The sequence below is a fragment of the Holdemanella hominis genome (assembly GCF_014306155.1).
GTDB lineage: Bacteria > Bacillota_I > Bacilli_A > Erysipelotrichales > Erysipelotrichaceae > Holdemanella > Holdemanella hominis.
Genome location: NZ_JACRWH010000013.1, coordinates 1 through 15,355 on the forward strand (window position 1 = coordinate 1; position 15,355 = coordinate 15,355).

Sequence of the window (15,355 nt, forward strand, 5' to 3'; positions counted from 1 at the left end):
ATGCACTGCCCTGAATGTGATCATAAGATGATTGTAAAAAAATAATTCAGCAACTAAAAGGCAAATGCAAAATGTTGGCTATTACGATAGTCCTTTTTGTCGTTCCTCATAATCAACAATTTGTGACAATTCGACAGTTTTTCACATACCGCATTTCCCTGTTCCGAAACCAAAATCTTAATATATAAAAAAAGATCTATTGTCCTTATGACAATAGATCCATTTCACTATTTTCCTGAACTTCCTAGTTTTCCAGCCATTCTCTCAGATTCCATAGACTGAAGTTCCTCAAAAGAAATTTCTTCACTTTCTAATTGAGGCATACGCAATAATACACCCTGACAAATCGCTTTTTCATAAGGATAAATAATTGCATCTTCCTTATACTCTACATCTTGCTTTTTAATAACCACACGCTTTGTATTCAAATTTGTAACTGGAGCCATATATTCTCCACGATAACCCGAATCAATCACGCCACTTCTTTGTGCAATCCCCTTTGTTCCAGTTGAACCACGTTCTTTTAAAATCATCACAAACTCTGGATCAAATGCACTTGCTACACCCAATGGAACTAACTTCGTTTCATGAGGCTCAATCACCATATAATCTTCTTCAAAACAAGGATATAAATCATACCCTGCATCTTCATAACGCTTTTGCGGAACCTTCGCATCCGCCTTTACTTTTGCCCAATATAGTTTATTCATAAAACTCCTTCTTATATATTTCAATCAATTGTTCTAACGAAAACTGTGCATTGGCACTTGAAGTCGAAGGACAATATACCGTTTCAATATTCGGAAAATACTTCTGCATTGTATTATGACTTGTCCTTCCATTACAAATTACCTTCTCAATATTCTTATATCTATCCAACAATCCCTGTATATCATTTGGCTCAATATCTTTGATTTCACTATCCGCACTCGTCTTTCTTATACACGAATGACAAATATCCCAAAGTGCAATATGCGATGCTTTTAATAATTCAATCTTGTCTTCTGTTTGAAAGATTTCTTTTAATATCTTCCAAAACCGATTATTTTTATTCGCATAATACATCTGTTCCTTCAAACTAATTGCACTTGGCATAGAACCCACAATCAATATTCTCGAATCCTCAAATACAATGGGATCCAATCCAACTATTCGCTTACACATGTACCGTAAACATCATAAGATTTGGCACCTGTAATCTTCACCTTCACGAAAGAACCCAACTCCAATGGTTCATCACTTGTAAAGATGACCTGACCATCCACTTCATCCGGTGCATCCGCAGCACTTCTTCCACGATAACGATCCACCAAACCTTCTTTTTCCTCAACAAGAACTTCAATGACCCTACCAATCTTTTCCTGATTCTTTTCTTTTGAAATCTCTTCCTGCACCGCCATCAATCTAGCCAAACGCTCATTTTGAATCTCTTCATCAATCTGACCATCCATATCATAAGCAGGTGTATCTTCTTCCTTCGAATATGCGAAAGCACCCATACGATCCCACTTAATTTCCTTAACGAAATCCACAAGTTCTTCAAACTCTTCTTCCGTTTCTGTAGGGAAACCAACAATCATAGTTGTACGCAAAGTCGCATTTGGAAACATTGTATGAATCTTATCCACAACCTTTAATACATCCTCTTTTGGTCCTCTACGATTCATTAATTTCAACAAACGATTGTTCGCATGCTGCATAGGAATATCAAAATAAGGAACAATTTTTTCACTCTCACTCATAGCCAGCAATACATCATCCACAATTTCATCTGGATACATATACAGAACACGAATCCAATGAAGCCCCTCTACTTTAGATACTTGACGTAGTAATTCAGGAAGCATCAATTCGCCATAATTATCCAAACCATACTTCGTTGTATCTTGGGCAATCAAAGTTAATTCTTTCACACCCACACTTGCCAAATAGTTGACCTCTTCCATAATATCCTCAATTGTACGAGACTTTTGATCTCCACGAATCAAAGGAATTGCACAATACGCACAACGATTTGAACAACCATCACTAATCTTTACATACGCCTGCCAAGGATTTCCCGTAATCACACGTTCTGCCTTATCCAATAATGTATCTGAACCTAATAACTTCTGTAGCTGACTAGCCAAAGTATCATACTCACGAATTGGGATAACCGCATCAATTTCAGGAATCTCTTCCCTTAAAGTCTCTGTATATCTTTGAGCCAAACAACCACACACAATCAACTTCTCTAAGTTTCTCTCTTTATATTGAGCCATCTTGAAAATCGCATTGATACTCTCCTCTTTGGCACTCTCAATAAAGCCACAAGTATTCACAATAATAGCCTGTGCATCCTTAGGATTGGCCACAATTTCATGACCACCCCTCTTGATCATACCCATGATCTGTTCAGAATCCACTAAGTTTTTACAACATCCCAATGATACAAAACCTATCTTCATTCTTGATTCTCTCCTTTTCGATGATAAATCATACGACCTTCTAACGCAAAGACACGAGGACCAAAGTGACCTGGCTGCGTTGTATCTAAACTCTGTTTCATCATATACATACGCGCATCTAGATTATCTAATAAAGTTAACACTTCCGCTTCTGGAATCATAGGAAGGACAGGAGATCCAAACTCCATCTTTCCATGATGCGCCAAAACCATATGCTTCAACAATAAAACACACTCTTTATCGTTTACACCCAGCTTTTCAGCCACACGATCCAAACGATTATTCATAATACTAATGTGCCCCAACAAATTCCCCTCATTTGTATATTCAGGAAGAACTGGACCACTCAGCTCATCAATCTTTCCAACATCATGCATCAAAATACCCGCAACCAATAACCCCTTATCCAAGAATGGATATTGGCGACAAATATCTAGTCCTACACGCGCCATACTAATTGAATGATAGGCAAGTCCTCCCACAAAATTATGATGATTTCTTGTGGCCGCCGGATATGTATAGAATAAATCCTTCGTTTCTTCTAATACTTCTTCAACCACACAATATAGATTTGAGTCCGTGATCTCATTCATCAAAGTCTTTACTTCTTCTTCCATTTCAGTACGAGACATAGGCGCTAATCTTACATAATCCGAAATATCTTCGCCTTCTAAGACCACCATTTTTCTCACTCTTAACTGAACGGCATTTCTATGAATGATCGAATCCCCAAATATCTCAACAATCTGACCCGCCTTATACTGCTCAATCTGCGCATTCGTTAAATTCCAAAATTTCGCATCCAATACACCCGTTGCATCCTCTAAAATCAAAGACAAATAAGGAGTATCTTTCACGGTTTTTCCTTTGTCACACTTTGAAATCAAACACTTAATATTTACTTTTTGTTCCTGAGTAATCTCATTAATTCTCATTCACTTTCCCCTTCCAAAACCTCTTTTATAGCTGATATATTAAATCCTTTACGAACACAATACGTCTGAATCTTCTGATTACGCTTAGGCTGATCAAACGTCGCATATAAACGTTTCGCTTTCGCAATCGTTCTTTGTAATGCCTCATCATCATTTTCATCCAGTTCAATCGACTCCGACACTTGTTTCGCCAATTCAAACGAATATCCCTTCGTCACTAACTTATTCACTAGCGTCTGCCTTTGCATGCGACTCGACTGCTCTTTTAGCGAATGCGCTAAACGACGAGCCAATTTGATCGCATTACTACGCTCTGTTTCCACATCCAAACTTGCCAAAGCATCCTCGATGACATCATCCACGATGCCCGCTCTTTTTAGCTTTTGACAAATCTGCATTTTAGGCTGACCATACGAATGCCAAGCCTGCGCCTTATCAAAGGCATACTCCTTATCGTCAATCCAATGACGTTCCATAAATTCATGAATAATATCCAAAGCCTGATCTTCATCTAGACCCAAATATTTCTTTCCATATTGCACCATTTGATACGACGTATAATCATTTGAGAAAACACGCTTCTTCATTAACTCAAACGCCTTATAGAATAACTGCATATCCAAATAATTGTCAATCAAATATGCATCTAACATTGTATCCTTTGTGATCTTTAAATCAAAGAAATCATCCGTTGGAATCATTACTTTGACTGGTTCATTATCGCAATCACGCATCACAGTTAAACGAACAAAATCATCCACCATACGAATTCGTTCCACATGATAGGCACGCTTATAATCATCAATCGCCTGATTATAAACACTCAAAGCCTTATGCGCAAACATACTCTCTGTATATGGCGCTGTTTTAGAAATACAATACGCTCTTAATGCATCTCTTTCCACTTTGGATTTACTAAAGAAAACATCCCACTTTTGACTTAGCTCATTGGCATCATCAAAATAATATCCAGACCTGCCTTCATCCACCAAATCCTTCAACACCTCATCACGACGACCAAACACTAATAGGCCACTCGCTAAAGCCTCAATATATGTCATCCCTTGTGTTTCCGATAAACTAGCGGATACAAAACAATCAAAAGCCGCATAATAATAGGCAATATTTTCCTTAGGAATCTTACCCGTAAAATGCACACGATCCGAAACATTATACTTCTTAGCCAAATCCTGATAATACTCCATATCCGTACCACCACCCACAATGACTAAATGTAGATGTGGATCTGCATTCTTACTAATCGCCTCAATCGGAATTTCGATTGCCTTCTCTTTGGCAATACGCCCTACAAAGACCACAATATGATCTTCACTTGTAAAACCTAACTCTTCACGAATACTTTGAACTCTATTTTCATCTAAATTTTTGCGATCATACTCCGACAAATCCAAACCTGTCGGAACGATATAAATAGGTGCCATTACACCATACTGCAATAAAGCCTGCTTCGTCTTTTCACTCGGTGCAATCACTGCTTGCGAACCATTGGACATGACACGAGAAAACGTACGAATCACACTCTTCCCTAATTTTTCAACCGAATCAAAATCAAGCGGATTAAAATAATGCGTATAATCCTCATACATTGTATGATACGTGTATACAATAGGAATGTGCAAAGCCTTCGCCATCTGACGACCAAACATACCTACACCCGCTTCCGTCTGAATATGAATGACATCCAAGTCCATTCTTTCAATGTAGGCATCCGCACTAAACTGTAGTGGACTCGACATCTTATAGCCATAAAACTTCTTGATTTCAAGACCCGGCAAACGAAGAATATGACCATTCTCATCTTCTACAATCTTTGTCCCCTTATGATTCGTAATAATAAATACCGTATGCCCCAGCTCTTCTAAAGCGTGTTTAAGGGTTGCCACACTTGAAACAACCCCATTAATATCCGGTAAATATGCATCTGTAAATAGTCCGATTCGCATATACTACATCCCTTCTAAATTGATCTTACTCTCTTTTCTCTCATAATGATTCTTCACAAACACAAATAAAACTCCACCTATAATCAGCACTATGTGATACGTAGAAAAACGCCACAATACTAAAACCGCACCCGTTAAATTTTTCATCATGCCACTAAACAACAATGAAAAGACAACTTCCGTACCACCGCTTGCTCCGGGAATTGGAATAAAATTATTGGCCATCGTCACAAAACTAGATAGGGCCATGACATCAATCAATACATTCATCTTCAACGGAATATGTAGGGCTAGCGCAATCACAAAAGGTAAAGAATAATAAAGTGATAAACGCACCACATTAACACATACACAAAGTAAGATACTCTTCTTATCTTTGGCTAGCACCTTGATTTCACGAGTAAAACTCGTGACTTGTAGAGTCCAAGAATCCAATGTCTTTTCTGGATTCTTTAAAATATGCAGTTTCGTTAATACCTTAACTAAAATACGCGAAAGCTTGATATAAATACTAGGAAATAACGCAATCGTATATAACGCTACAACAACCACTGCATTGATGATATAGCCCAACAATATAATATTGAACCATGCGGATTGAGCACTGTAATACGCAAAACGCAAGAGAAACAGAATCGAAACATAAATCATCATTGTTGTCTGATAAATAATGAAATCAGCCCACAACAAGCTAGCCCCATCGCTCACTTTGATTCCTTGCTTTTTCATAATGTAGGCCTGAACAAACTGTCCACCCGTACTACTCGGAGTAATCCCCGAAAAGAAAGAACCAATAAAGGCCACTAGAATCCCTTCACCCGCCGTATAATGATCCGTATACTTTCTACCTAATACGTAGTATACAAATCCCCAGACCGCCGTAAAAAGAACACCCCACAATAAGACTATGACAAGGCTTAACAGATTCATTTGTGAAATGCACTTTAAAACCTGATGAAAATTATCCTTTAGCGCAAACCACAGGGCAAATCCCGTTAAAGCAAGAATAAGCAACAGATTTAGTACGTACTTCTGTTTTTTCATAAAAACCCCTATTTTTTCTTATTTAATAATTCCTCTTGTTTATCCTTATAAGCACTCAAATAGAATTCTCTCCACATATTCAATACATGTTCTTTCGAATAGAATTCACTCAATAAACGACTCTCATTTTGATACTTCACATATACATCTGAATCATTTTTCAATTTTAACAGACAATTTTTAAAACCCTCATTATTATCGGCATGCATATAACGATCAAATAAGATATCTTTATATAAATCCAAATCACGAAGCATCAATGGAACATGTAAGTTCACCGCTTCTAAAATCGTCATTGGAAATAATTCATTATAGCTTGGCACAAAAAGCACATTCGCTATATTATATAAATCCACCATTTCTTCTCTAGGAACAATCCCTAAGAATTTACAGTTTTCAGGTGGATTTTCCTGCAACTTCTTCAATTCTTCATATCCATCGGTAATACGTCCAAAAGAAAAGCCTCCAGCCCATACGAATTGGACGTCCGGCATTTGTTTGGCAACATTCACAAAATCAAGTACACCCTTACGTGTTTGTACCTGTCCTGCACCCAATACCACAAAAGCATCCTTGTCTATACCATACTTTTTGCGAATGGAAGCACACTCATCATCGGATTTACGATAAAATTTTTCCTTAGATACATAGTTAGGAATATAGTAAATTCTTTCTCGATCAATCCCATATGCGACTAACGCATCAATAAAACTAGGATTTACAACGACCAAGCGATCCGCACTCTTATAGAATTGAATCAAATAAGAACGAAATACATTCAATAAAGGTGCCGGAATTTTTAAGCTACCTTCTAAAGTATCCGGTAAAAAATGACAATAGGCAATGTTAGCAGCTCTATGATTTTGCATCTTCACATAGAAAGTAGGATCTACTGTATGGAAATGTTGAATATCTGGTGTTTTGATCCAGTTGTTGATACCCACTTCAAAGATATCGTTAGCCCCTTCTTTAATTAGATTGACCTGTTCTTCGTAGGCACTGCCCACACCTTGGCCATCCACTTTATCTGCACTTGAATACATTATAATTCGTATTTTATCTTCCATAAAAACTACACTTCTTTCATCCATATTATTATATCGCAACTACTATTTGTATGTCCAACTTTCAAAAAGGCAAATGAAAAGCCCCTTTAGCGGGGCTCCTCAAGAAAGTTTTAAGAAAGGGAATTTGATTATGAAGTGAGCCACTATCTTTGGCTCAACAATATATTACTAAAGAATAAAGTGATAGGTATAGTTATATTGTGTGAAATTATGTGTATAATTGACACATTTATTGTTGTTTTTAGTTAAAATTGAATTGTATTAAACTAAAATATACAAACCTTTACTTTTCTTCGTACAAATCAATCTTCTTTAATACACTTTTCTTTCCATTTCTATGAGATATAAATCCTAAAACAGTAAATAAACTCGATAAAATCAAACCAATCAAAGCAATCCATTTAGCTACATTGCGTACGCTCATAGGAATATTAGGAAACATTGGATCGGTCATTCCTGACCATCCCCAGTATGTTACGGCAGCAAAAGCAAGTGTAAGAATAAAAGCATTTCTGACCATTCTTCCCACTTTTAATACCATTTCATTTTCTCTTTGGATGATTTCTGCAAGCTGATCTCTTTCTTTGCGGCTCAAACTCATAATTAACGCTCCTTTTCAAATATACATATACTTATTATATTATAGGAAAAAAAGACAGGCCTAACAAGTTAAGCCCGCCTTTAATTGTCTTAAGTGATTATCCTAAGAATCCTACAACAGATCCTACGAATCCGATAACTACGAACAATAACAATACTTTAATTGGAGTAATGTTTTTCTTAGCCATCAACCACCAAGCAAACAATACGAATAACATTGTTAAGATCTTAGGGAAAGCTCCATCTAATTTAGATCCTAATGTTACGTCTGTTAATTTACCAGTTTCTGCATCATAAGCTTGTGCAATTACTAAGTTAGTTGAAATTGATACCCAAGAAGCTGCCATCGCACCAACGATAACTTGTCCCATAACCAATACGGATTCACGGAACGCAGTTGCTTTTTGTCCTACTAACAATTCAACAGCACTACCACCTAATTCATAACCTTTGAAGTATACGAATTTTTGGAACCAAATTGAAGTTGCGTTCCATACGATGATATAGAATAAAGGTCCTAAAGGTGATCCACCTTCTGCGAAACCTAATGCAATACCTAATAAGATAGGAATGTAAGTACCAACGATCAATGAGTCACCAATACCAGCCAAAGGTCCCATTAGACCTGCACGGATACCGTTAATCATTTCATCATCGATTCCTTCAGCTCCATTTGCACGAGCTTCTTCCAAACCAGCTGTGATACCAACTACGATTGATCCAATCTGAGGTTCAGTATTGAAGAATGGGTAATAAGTAGTCATTTTTTCTGATTGTTCTTCGCGAGTAGGATATAATTCCTTAATAATTGGAAGCATTGACCACATGTAACCAAATGTCTGCATGTGTTCGTGTGAGAAACATGTTAAGTTTCCATACCACCAACGCCAGAAAGAACTATTTAATGTTTTCTTAGAAATCTTTTTCATAATTAAATGTCCTCCTCGTCATCATAGTCTGTAGATACACCACCAACAGCACCTGTAGCTTTCATCATTGTCATTTGGTAGTTAATCAATGCGAATACACCACCAACAACTGTAGCAGCAATTAATGTTAATCCCATAGAAGCAGCTAAAGCGAATCCGAACATGAAGTAAATCAAGTCAGAAGTCTTAGATACTACTGATTTTAACAAGATACCAATACCTACTGCAGGAAGTACTGATCCTACTGATAAGATGGCTTTTACATACCATACTTCAGTATTTAAGCTCTGGAACAATTCAGCTACGGCTCCAGATCCATAGTAGCAAAGTAAAGTAACTGGCAAGAATGATAATACAAAGTGTGAAATTAGTGGGAGAACAACATCAACTTTTCCTAAACAATCTAAGTTTCCTTTATCCAATTGAGCCCAGCCCCAGTGTTGCCAAATAAGGTTCATCATAGCTGTTCCGTAGAATAAAGTAATACCGATTACACCAGTCATGGCTGAGATACTAGATGCTAAACCACGAGCATCAGTTCCTCCAAAATCCATACCAGCAGCTTTTGCTCCAACATAAGCCAATGGAATACCAATGTAACTTACGGCACGTAAGTCTGATGCGACTGTTCCACCAGGTGTAACCAATGCGATCCACATTACCTGCATTGGAATACCAATTTGAATACATCCAGATACATCACCTAGGATCAAACCTACGAATAATGATGCAACCAAAGGACGGTTCAAAGTGTAGTTACCTACTGTTGTACCTAAGCAAGCGATAGTACTAGCTGCTGTACAACTCATAAGTCCGATTAAAATTGCTTGTAACCAACTCATTATAAATCTCTCCTTTTTCTTTTATTTATCTCAATCTGTTTACTAATCCCACTATTAGTAACCAAATTTAGATCTAAATTTGTCCCAAGTACCAATTGCAGTTTCTTTTAATAACGCAAACAATACTGTGTAACCAGCGTTTGTCAAAGCTTCACATGCTTCAGCTTCTTCTTGAGTAATTGACTGGTTTTGACCTAATTTTGTAGCTCCTGGACGATCATTACATGGTCCGATAACTACGGTTTTAACATCGTTAGGTACGAATCCATCGTCTACCAACAATTCTTTCATATCCACTGGATTTTTAGTAATTAAGAAATATTTTTTATTAGAATTCTTAACTGTTTCTGCTTTTTCTCTCCAGTGTTCCTTTGTCCAAACAAATACTTTCTTGTCTGTACTAGCCTTGAATGACTGTGTCAATACAGGTGTAGTTGCAGCTTTGTCGTTAACTGCGATAATCCCATCACAAGGGTATTCTTTAGACCATCTTGTAACAATCTGACCGTGGATAATACGATCATCAACACGAATAAAACTAATCATTATATGTCCTCCTTTATTCTGTTTATGCCTTCGCTATATGCGTTATAGCCAAATCCTATAGATCTTCGTCATCATCATCAGAAGCAACTGTAAAATCAGTTAATCCTGTACGACCTTCGTTTAATAATGTGTCTTTTAAATCTTGTACATTATCAAAGTTGTCTTTCATTAATACAGCAGTGATTGCAAGAGGCATATTCATACCAGCAATTACTAAAGTATTTTGTAGCAATCCTTTTTGATCCAATACATTCAATGCGTTCGTGAATGGAGATCCACTCAAAATATCAGCTAATAAAATGACTTGGTCATCTGCTTTGAAATCTTTGATCAATTCAGCAAAGTTAGATGCGAATTCGTCTGCGCTCATTCCGTCCTTTAAGCTTGTAGACAATACATCTTCACGATCTCCCGTCATCATTTTAACGGCACTGTGTAATCCTGGTGCAAATTCACCATGACTTACCATAACTACATATTTCATTATTTTTCCTCCGCGTTTCTTACTTACTCATATTTTATAATAAACATGTTAGCGTTTTCAAGTGTTATTACACATAATTTCACATATTTATGCGACTTTTGAACATGAGCATCACATAGAATACACATTCATTATAACCCATATGAAAACCTTTTCAATTTCCATATGTCACCACTTTTAGATGACAAATGTCATTTTTCGAGAATCAAACAAAAAAACAGCAGAAATTTAACTTCCTACTGTTTCTCCAACAATATATTCAATTCATCATTTAAATTTTGCATTGCCGGCTCAATATCCTCATTTGTATCAATGACTCTTCGAATTTCACTATCTGCCATCGAATACAATTGATCATAGCCATCCAGTTTTTTTATCGTGATTGCTTGTTCCATCATATCATCAAAAAATTCCAAATTATAATTTGAATCCAATGGAGCATCTTCTTGAATATACTTAGTCACATTTTTGGATGTCGAGACATTCTTTAAAACCGATACACCCTGCGAATATTTAAATAAACTTTCCTGCGTTGTTTCGTCGTAACAAAGTAACTTTAAAAATTCCCAAGCCATCTTTTTCTTAGAAGACATCTTACTAATACCACATAACAAGCTATCCATTTGTGAAGCATTATAGCCACTAGGACCTGCCGGCATCGGAAGACATTCCCATTCAAAATTTGAATATTTCTTAACACTCCAAGGATATGGCTTATATGTTCTATACTCACTAAACATCATTGGGCAAAAGGCAACCTTACCCTTATCAAACATTTCACTTGTAACATTCTGACCTCGATTTAAAAGATTTAACTTTCGCACAAATTCAATGGCCGAATACACATCCTCATTCTGCAAAGTACTCTTCATGCTTTTCTCATCAAGCAACGCCTGTCCATTCGAACTTAGAGCATTCTCCCAAGTGTATCCATATTCCCCAAACTGATCAATTTCTCCATCGTCATCCGTATCCACAGTCAACTTTTCGCAAATTGCATAGAAATCATCCCACGTCCAATTAACATTGGGTATTTCAATTCCATTCTCTTCTAATAATGTTTTATTCACAAACATCAATGTGGGTGAACTCTCATAAGGGAGTGCATACTGCTGATCATAAATATTACCTGCATTGAGTGTCGTTGAAAAATATCGCGATTGATTAAAATCAGGATCCGTCTGCATGTATGCATCTAGTGATTCTAACATGCCTACTTTGGCATACGTCGAAAGATCATCACTCAACACCATAAAAACATCGGGAAGTTTTCCATCCAGAGCCTCCTTTGAAAGCCAAGCCGAATAGTCATCTTTCAAGATACCACTGACATATTTTACTTGAACATTCGGATGTGTTTTTTCAAACCGTTTGATCGCACTATCAATGATCTTACCACTATCTGGACTTGGCACATTCCAGTTACTACCCGCAAATACGCCAATCGTTAAAACAACGGGTTTTTGCGTATAATAAAATATCCCTACCAAACAACACACTAACATGGCTATCAAAAAAGTTCTTAATCTTTTTTTCACCATTATTTATTTCCCCTAGATAAATACCAAATAGCCAATTGTGTACGATCTCTTAAATCTAATTTATCCAAAATCACACTTAAATAGTTACGAATGGTCCCTTCACTAAAGCCTAATTTTTGCGCAATTTCCTTATTTGAATAACCATGACCAATTTGGGCAATGATCTTACATTCTGTATCACTCAAATCGATATGTTCATCTTCTCCATGTTCAAAATTAAATTCCTCATTCGAATTTGCCATCTGAGAAAAGAATTGTGTCACTTTGCCCGCCACATTCGGGTTGAAACAGGCTCCCCCAGCTAGAACATTATGAATAGCCGAACTCAACTCTTCTAAAGAACATCCCTTCAAAAGATATCCACTCGCTCCATATTTTAATGCATCATAAATATACTCATCATCATCAAAAGTCGTTAATATTATGACCTTTATATTTGGATACTTCTTTTTTACCAAACGAGTACACTCTACGCCACTCATACTTGGCATACGCACATCCATCAAGATAATGTCTATACTTTCTGTTTCCAATACATCCAATACTTCTTGTCCACTACCCACTACTTTTACTACTTCAAAACTCGGATCTGAATTTAAGATGATCTTTAAGCTTTCTCGAATGAGCTGCTGATCATCCGCAATCATGATTTTAACCATTATTCTCTCCTCTTCTCATTGGTATTTCTACAATTAATTCAAAACCTTTTACCCCATAATAACGTATTCTTCCCTGAAGTAAGTCAATACGTTCTGTCAAATGATGAATGCCAAATCCTGGTTTGACATCCTTACAACCCTGACCATTATCTTCTATAATTATAATCAAATTATTATCTGCCTGTGCAATCGAAACATAAATTTTTGTCGCATGCCCATGTCTGACTGAATTGGTCATTCCTTCTTGAACAACACGATACACAACTTCTTCTTCGTCCGCATTCAAATTCACCAAAGGCAAATGGCACAAATAAAGAATGGTCACATCGGTCAATTTCTGATAATCCACGATCATCATATCCAATGCTTCTTTTAAAGAATACCGCTCTAATGCATCTGGCTTCAACTTATCCACCGAACGTCTGACATCGGTTAAACCACGTTTTGCGCTCTCTTCCAAAATACCCAATTGTGCTTTTGTGACATTGACATCCTTATCAATCATCACTCGACACGCTTCAAGACCAACACTTAATCCCGTTAAAGTATGCCCTAATGTATCATGAATTTCACGAGCAAGACGGTTTCTTTCTTTGGTTTCACCCATTTTTTCTCGCAAATTCGCATAGCCTTTTAATTGATTATTTAAACGTTTTAATTCGACATTCAAAGCCGCAAATTTCTGCGTTTCATCCATTTGTTTCTGTAAATACAAGAATATATAAGCTATAAACAGCACAATATTTAAATTGCTTAAAGTCACTTCAATCCCCAGTAACAAGCCTTGTGTCTTTGAATTATACACCGACAAATATTCCTGGAATGAAATCATAGGAATATAGTTGGATAAATATCCATAGTTGGATAGCATATAAGCTAAAAAGACGAGTATGATGCAAATTGAACGATCAACTGGTTTATCCACATAGAGTAAGCTGTCCGCAATAATCAAAAATAAAATACACGTTGCACTAAACGATATATTCTTCATGATCAATAGGTTCAATCCAAGTTCAATTAAAATTGGAATGATTTGATGACGACTAAAGAATCGAATTTTTTTACGTATGCTCACGAAACAAAACAATCCAATAAAACCAAATACCGCTATATAGAAGGATCGAATGGGAACATTAGAAAGTGTGGAAATATTCTTAATAAAATCTGAGGCATAGCCACTTTGTGTCACATGCACCAACGTATAATACATCACAATAGCGATGTACCAAATGGTAAAAAAACTAAAGAGCCACATACAGACGTAGACAATCCATACATTGTATTTTTTTATATCTTGTATCATTGCCAGCCCTCCGTAGAATAATCATGAACATTGTTTTTTGTGATGATTTGCACAGGATTCACTTCATTTTTATTCTTGATTTTTTCTTGCGAAAACATCTTATAAATGACTTCTCCCGTCTTCTTTCCAAACGTCTTTGGCGATTGTGCCACAGTAGCAGCCATTTTACCTTCTGACACCATTTCTTTTGCCTCAGGCGTTCCATCTATGCCATACACATACTTGCCTTCCAACATATTGTTCGATGAAAGTGCGGCCATAGCGCCCATTGCACTTGGATCATTTAAACACATCACTACATCAAATTCGATTCCTTCCTCAATAAAAGACTCCATTTTTGGCATGGCCTCCTCTAATTGTCCCTCACATTCCATTCTCTGAACCACTTTATAATTTGAGTTGGACTGAATCGTATCCTCAAATCCCTTAATTCGTAAATAACCAGATTGAGTTGTCGAATGTTGAAGCAAGACAATATTGGCATGATCCAACTTACTCATCATATCTTTAGCGCATTGTACGCCCGCATCATAATTATCACTGACAATACTATAGGTCACATATTTATTATGCTTAACTTCCGTATCCACCACAATCACAGGAATACGTTTCTTATAGGCTAGCTTTAAAGAATCTTTTAATCCATCATAATCCACTGGCGTAACCACTAAGGCATCCACTTGTTGATCCATTAAGTATTGGATTTGTTCCTTCTGCTTCTTTAAACTCATAGCTGGATCTAAAGTAATCAGCTGATCCCCGTGTTCTTTGACTACTTTTGAAATTTCCTCATTGACCACCGAATAGAACGTATTGTTGTAGGTCATATATGTTGCACCAATTTTACGTGGCTTATTCGAATTGTATATCATATTCGCTTGTGTAATCGTATTGATTAAGTAGTTACTTCCTACCGCAAAAGCTAGACAAATCGTTAAACAGAAAATGATATACACAAACGATTTTGGCTTCTCCATTCAAATCTCCTTTCCTT

General features: G+C 36.7%; 16 protein-coding genes. All 16 read right to left on the reverse strand.

All coding sequences use genetic code 11. The features are described from left to right. Positions 1-227: 227 nt before the first annotated feature. The 16 genes from H8911_RS04820 to H8911_RS04895 all read right to left on the reverse strand — a co-directional run bounded on the left by H8911_RS04820 (position 228) and on the right by H8911_RS04895 (position 15,338). Positions 228-710, reverse strand: a complete 483-nt coding sequence (locus tag H8911_RS04820) for a dUTP diphosphatase (RefSeq protein WP_117572489.1) — start codon at positions 708-710, stop codon at positions 228-230. Then, positions 703-1,164, reverse strand: a complete 462-nt coding sequence (locus H8911_RS04825; RefSeq protein WP_117925599.1) for a DNA-deoxyinosine glycosylase — start codon at positions 1,162-1,164, stop codon at positions 703-705. The genes H8911_RS04820 and H8911_RS04825 overlap by 8 nt, the downstream gene beginning before the upstream one ends. Next, complete coding sequence (gene rimO, locus H8911_RS04830) at positions 1,149-2,447, reverse strand: 30S ribosomal protein S12 methylthiotransferase RimO (protein WP_186998864.1); 1,299 nt, start codon at positions 2,445-2,447, stop codon at positions 1,149-1,151. Before rimO ends, H8911_RS04825 begins: the two co-directional genes overlap by 16 nt. Next, positions 2,444-3,382, reverse strand: a complete 939-nt coding sequence (locus H8911_RS04835; protein WP_117925597.1) for a 3'-5' exoribonuclease YhaM family protein — start codon at positions 3,380-3,382, stop codon at positions 2,444-2,446. Before H8911_RS04835 ends, rimO begins: the two co-directional genes overlap by 4 nt. Further along, positions 3,379-5,346 carry a glycosyltransferase gene (locus tag H8911_RS04840; RefSeq protein WP_186998865.1) on the reverse strand — a complete coding sequence of 656 codons (1,968 nt, stop codon included), beginning with the start codon at positions 5,344-5,346 and terminating at the stop codon, positions 3,379-3,381. The genes H8911_RS04835 and H8911_RS04840 overlap by 4 nt, the downstream gene beginning before the upstream one ends. 3 nt (positions 5,347-5,349) lie before the next feature. Continuing rightward, the gene (locus H8911_RS04845) at positions 5,350-6,390 is read right to left on the reverse strand and encodes a lysylphosphatidylglycerol synthase transmembrane domain-containing protein (RefSeq protein WP_186998866.1); all 1,041 of its coding nucleotides are present in this window, start codon (positions 6,388-6,390) and stop codon (positions 5,350-5,352) included. An 8-nt stretch (positions 6,391-6,398) separates the two neighbouring features. Continuing rightward, on the reverse strand, positions 6,399-7,481 hold the full coding sequence (locus H8911_RS04850) for a glycosyltransferase family 4 protein (RefSeq protein ID WP_255466289.1): 1,083 nt from the start codon (positions 7,479-7,481) through the stop codon (positions 6,399-6,401). 259 nt (positions 7,482-7,740) lie between these two features. Then, positions 7,741-8,058, reverse strand: coding sequence for a hypothetical protein (locus H8911_RS04855; protein WP_186998868.1), 318 nt, complete (start codon positions 8,056-8,058; stop codon positions 7,741-7,743). A 97-nt stretch (positions 8,059-8,155) separates the two neighbouring features. Continuing rightward, positions 8,156-8,986, reverse strand: coding sequence for a PTS system mannose/fructose/sorbose family transporter subunit IID (locus tag H8911_RS04860; protein WP_186998869.1), 831 nt, complete (start codon positions 8,984-8,986; stop codon positions 8,156-8,158). A gap of 2 nt (positions 8,987-8,988) precedes the next feature. Beyond that, positions 8,989-9,828 carry a PTS sugar transporter subunit IIC gene (locus H8911_RS04865; RefSeq protein ID WP_186998870.1) on the reverse strand — a complete coding sequence of 280 codons (840 nt, stop codon included), beginning with the start codon at positions 9,826-9,828 and terminating at the stop codon, positions 8,989-8,991. A gap of 54 nt (positions 9,829-9,882) precedes the next feature. Then, positions 9,883-10,374 carry a PTS sugar transporter subunit IIB gene (locus H8911_RS04870; protein WP_003866136.1) on the reverse strand — a complete coding sequence of 164 codons (492 nt, stop codon included), beginning with the start codon at positions 10,372-10,374 and terminating at the stop codon, positions 9,883-9,885. Between the two features lie 55 nt (positions 10,375-10,429). Next, complete coding sequence (locus H8911_RS04875; protein ID WP_186998871.1) at positions 10,430-10,858, reverse strand: PTS sugar transporter subunit IIA; 429 nt, start codon at positions 10,856-10,858, stop codon at positions 10,430-10,432. Positions 10,859-11,094: 236 nt separating this feature from the next. After that, entirely contained in the window at positions 11,095-12,399 is a 1,305-nt protein-coding gene (locus tag H8911_RS04880; protein ID WP_222620957.1) for an ABC transporter substrate-binding protein, read from the reverse strand. After that, a complete protein-coding gene (locus H8911_RS04885) occupies positions 12,399-13,058 on the reverse strand; it encodes a response regulator transcription factor (protein ID WP_117925589.1) in 660 nt (219 codons plus the stop codon). Before H8911_RS04885 ends, H8911_RS04880 begins: the two co-directional genes overlap by 1 nt. After that, positions 13,051-14,361, reverse strand: a complete 1,311-nt coding sequence (locus H8911_RS04890) for a sensor histidine kinase (RefSeq protein WP_186998872.1) — start codon at positions 14,359-14,361, stop codon at positions 13,051-13,053. Before H8911_RS04890 ends, H8911_RS04885 begins: the two co-directional genes overlap by 8 nt. Then, positions 14,358-15,338, reverse strand: coding sequence for a sugar ABC transporter substrate-binding protein (locus H8911_RS04895; protein ID WP_186998873.1), 981 nt, complete (start codon positions 15,336-15,338; stop codon positions 14,358-14,360). The genes H8911_RS04890 and H8911_RS04895 overlap by 4 nt, the downstream gene beginning before the upstream one ends. Between the last annotated feature and the right edge of the window lie 17 nt (positions 15,339-15,355).

Bases quoted from the DNA above. Each gene is read 5' to 3' on its own strand.
- H8911_RS04820 (WP_117572489.1), bottom strand. From the start codon at position 710: ATGAATAAACTATATTGGGCAAAAGTAAAGGCGGATGCGAAGGTTCCG.
- H8911_RS04825 (WP_117925599.1), bottom strand. From the start codon at position 1,164: ATGTGTAAGCGAATAGTTGGATTGGATCCCATTGTATTTGAGGATTCG.
- rimO (WP_186998864.1), bottom strand. From the start codon at position 2,447: ATGAAGATAGGTTTTGTATCATTGGGATGTTGTAAAAACTTAGTGGAT.
- H8911_RS04835 (WP_117925597.1), bottom strand. From the start codon at position 3,382: ATGAGAATTAATGAGATTACTCAGGAACAAAAAGTAAATATTAAGTGT.
- H8911_RS04840 (WP_186998865.1), bottom strand. From the start codon at position 5,346: ATGCGAATCGGACTATTTACAGATGCATATTTACCGGATATTAATGGG.
- H8911_RS04845 (WP_186998866.1), bottom strand. From the start codon at position 6,390: ATGAAAAAACAGAAGTACGTACTAAATCTGTTGCTTATTCTTGCTTTA.
- H8911_RS04850 (WP_255466289.1), bottom strand. From the start codon at position 7,481: ATGGATGAAAGAAGTGTAGTTTTTATGGAAGATAAAATACGAATTATA.
- H8911_RS04855 (WP_186998868.1), bottom strand. From the start codon at position 8,058: ATGAGTTTGAGCCGCAAAGAAAGAGATCAGCTTGCAGAAATCATCCAA.
- H8911_RS04860 (WP_186998869.1), bottom strand. From the start codon at position 8,986: ATGAAAAAGATTTCTAAGAAAACATTAAATAGTTCTTTCTGGCGTTGG.
- H8911_RS04865 (WP_186998870.1), bottom strand. From the start codon at position 9,828: ATGAGTTGGTTACAAGCAATTTTAATCGGACTTATGAGTTGTACAGCA.
- H8911_RS04870 (WP_003866136.1), bottom strand. From the start codon at position 10,374: ATGATTAGTTTTATTCGTGTTGATGATCGTATTATCCACGGTCAGATT.
- H8911_RS04875 (WP_186998871.1), bottom strand. From the start codon at position 10,858: ATGAAATATGTAGTTATGGTAAGTCATGGTGAATTTGCACCAGGATTA.
- H8911_RS04880 (WP_222620957.1), bottom strand. From the start codon at position 12,399: ATGGTGAAAAAAAGATTAAGAACTTTTTTGATAGCCATGTTAGTGTGT.
- H8911_RS04885 (WP_117925589.1), bottom strand. From the start codon at position 13,058: ATGGTTAAAATCATGATTGCGGATGATCAGCAGCTCATTCGAGAAAGC.
- H8911_RS04890 (WP_186998872.1), bottom strand. From the start codon at position 14,361: ATGATACAAGATATAAAAAAATACAATGTATGGATTGTCTACGTCTGT.
- H8911_RS04895 (WP_186998873.1), bottom strand. From the start codon at position 15,338: ATGGAGAAGCCAAAATCGTTTGTGTATATCATTTTCTGTTTAACGATT.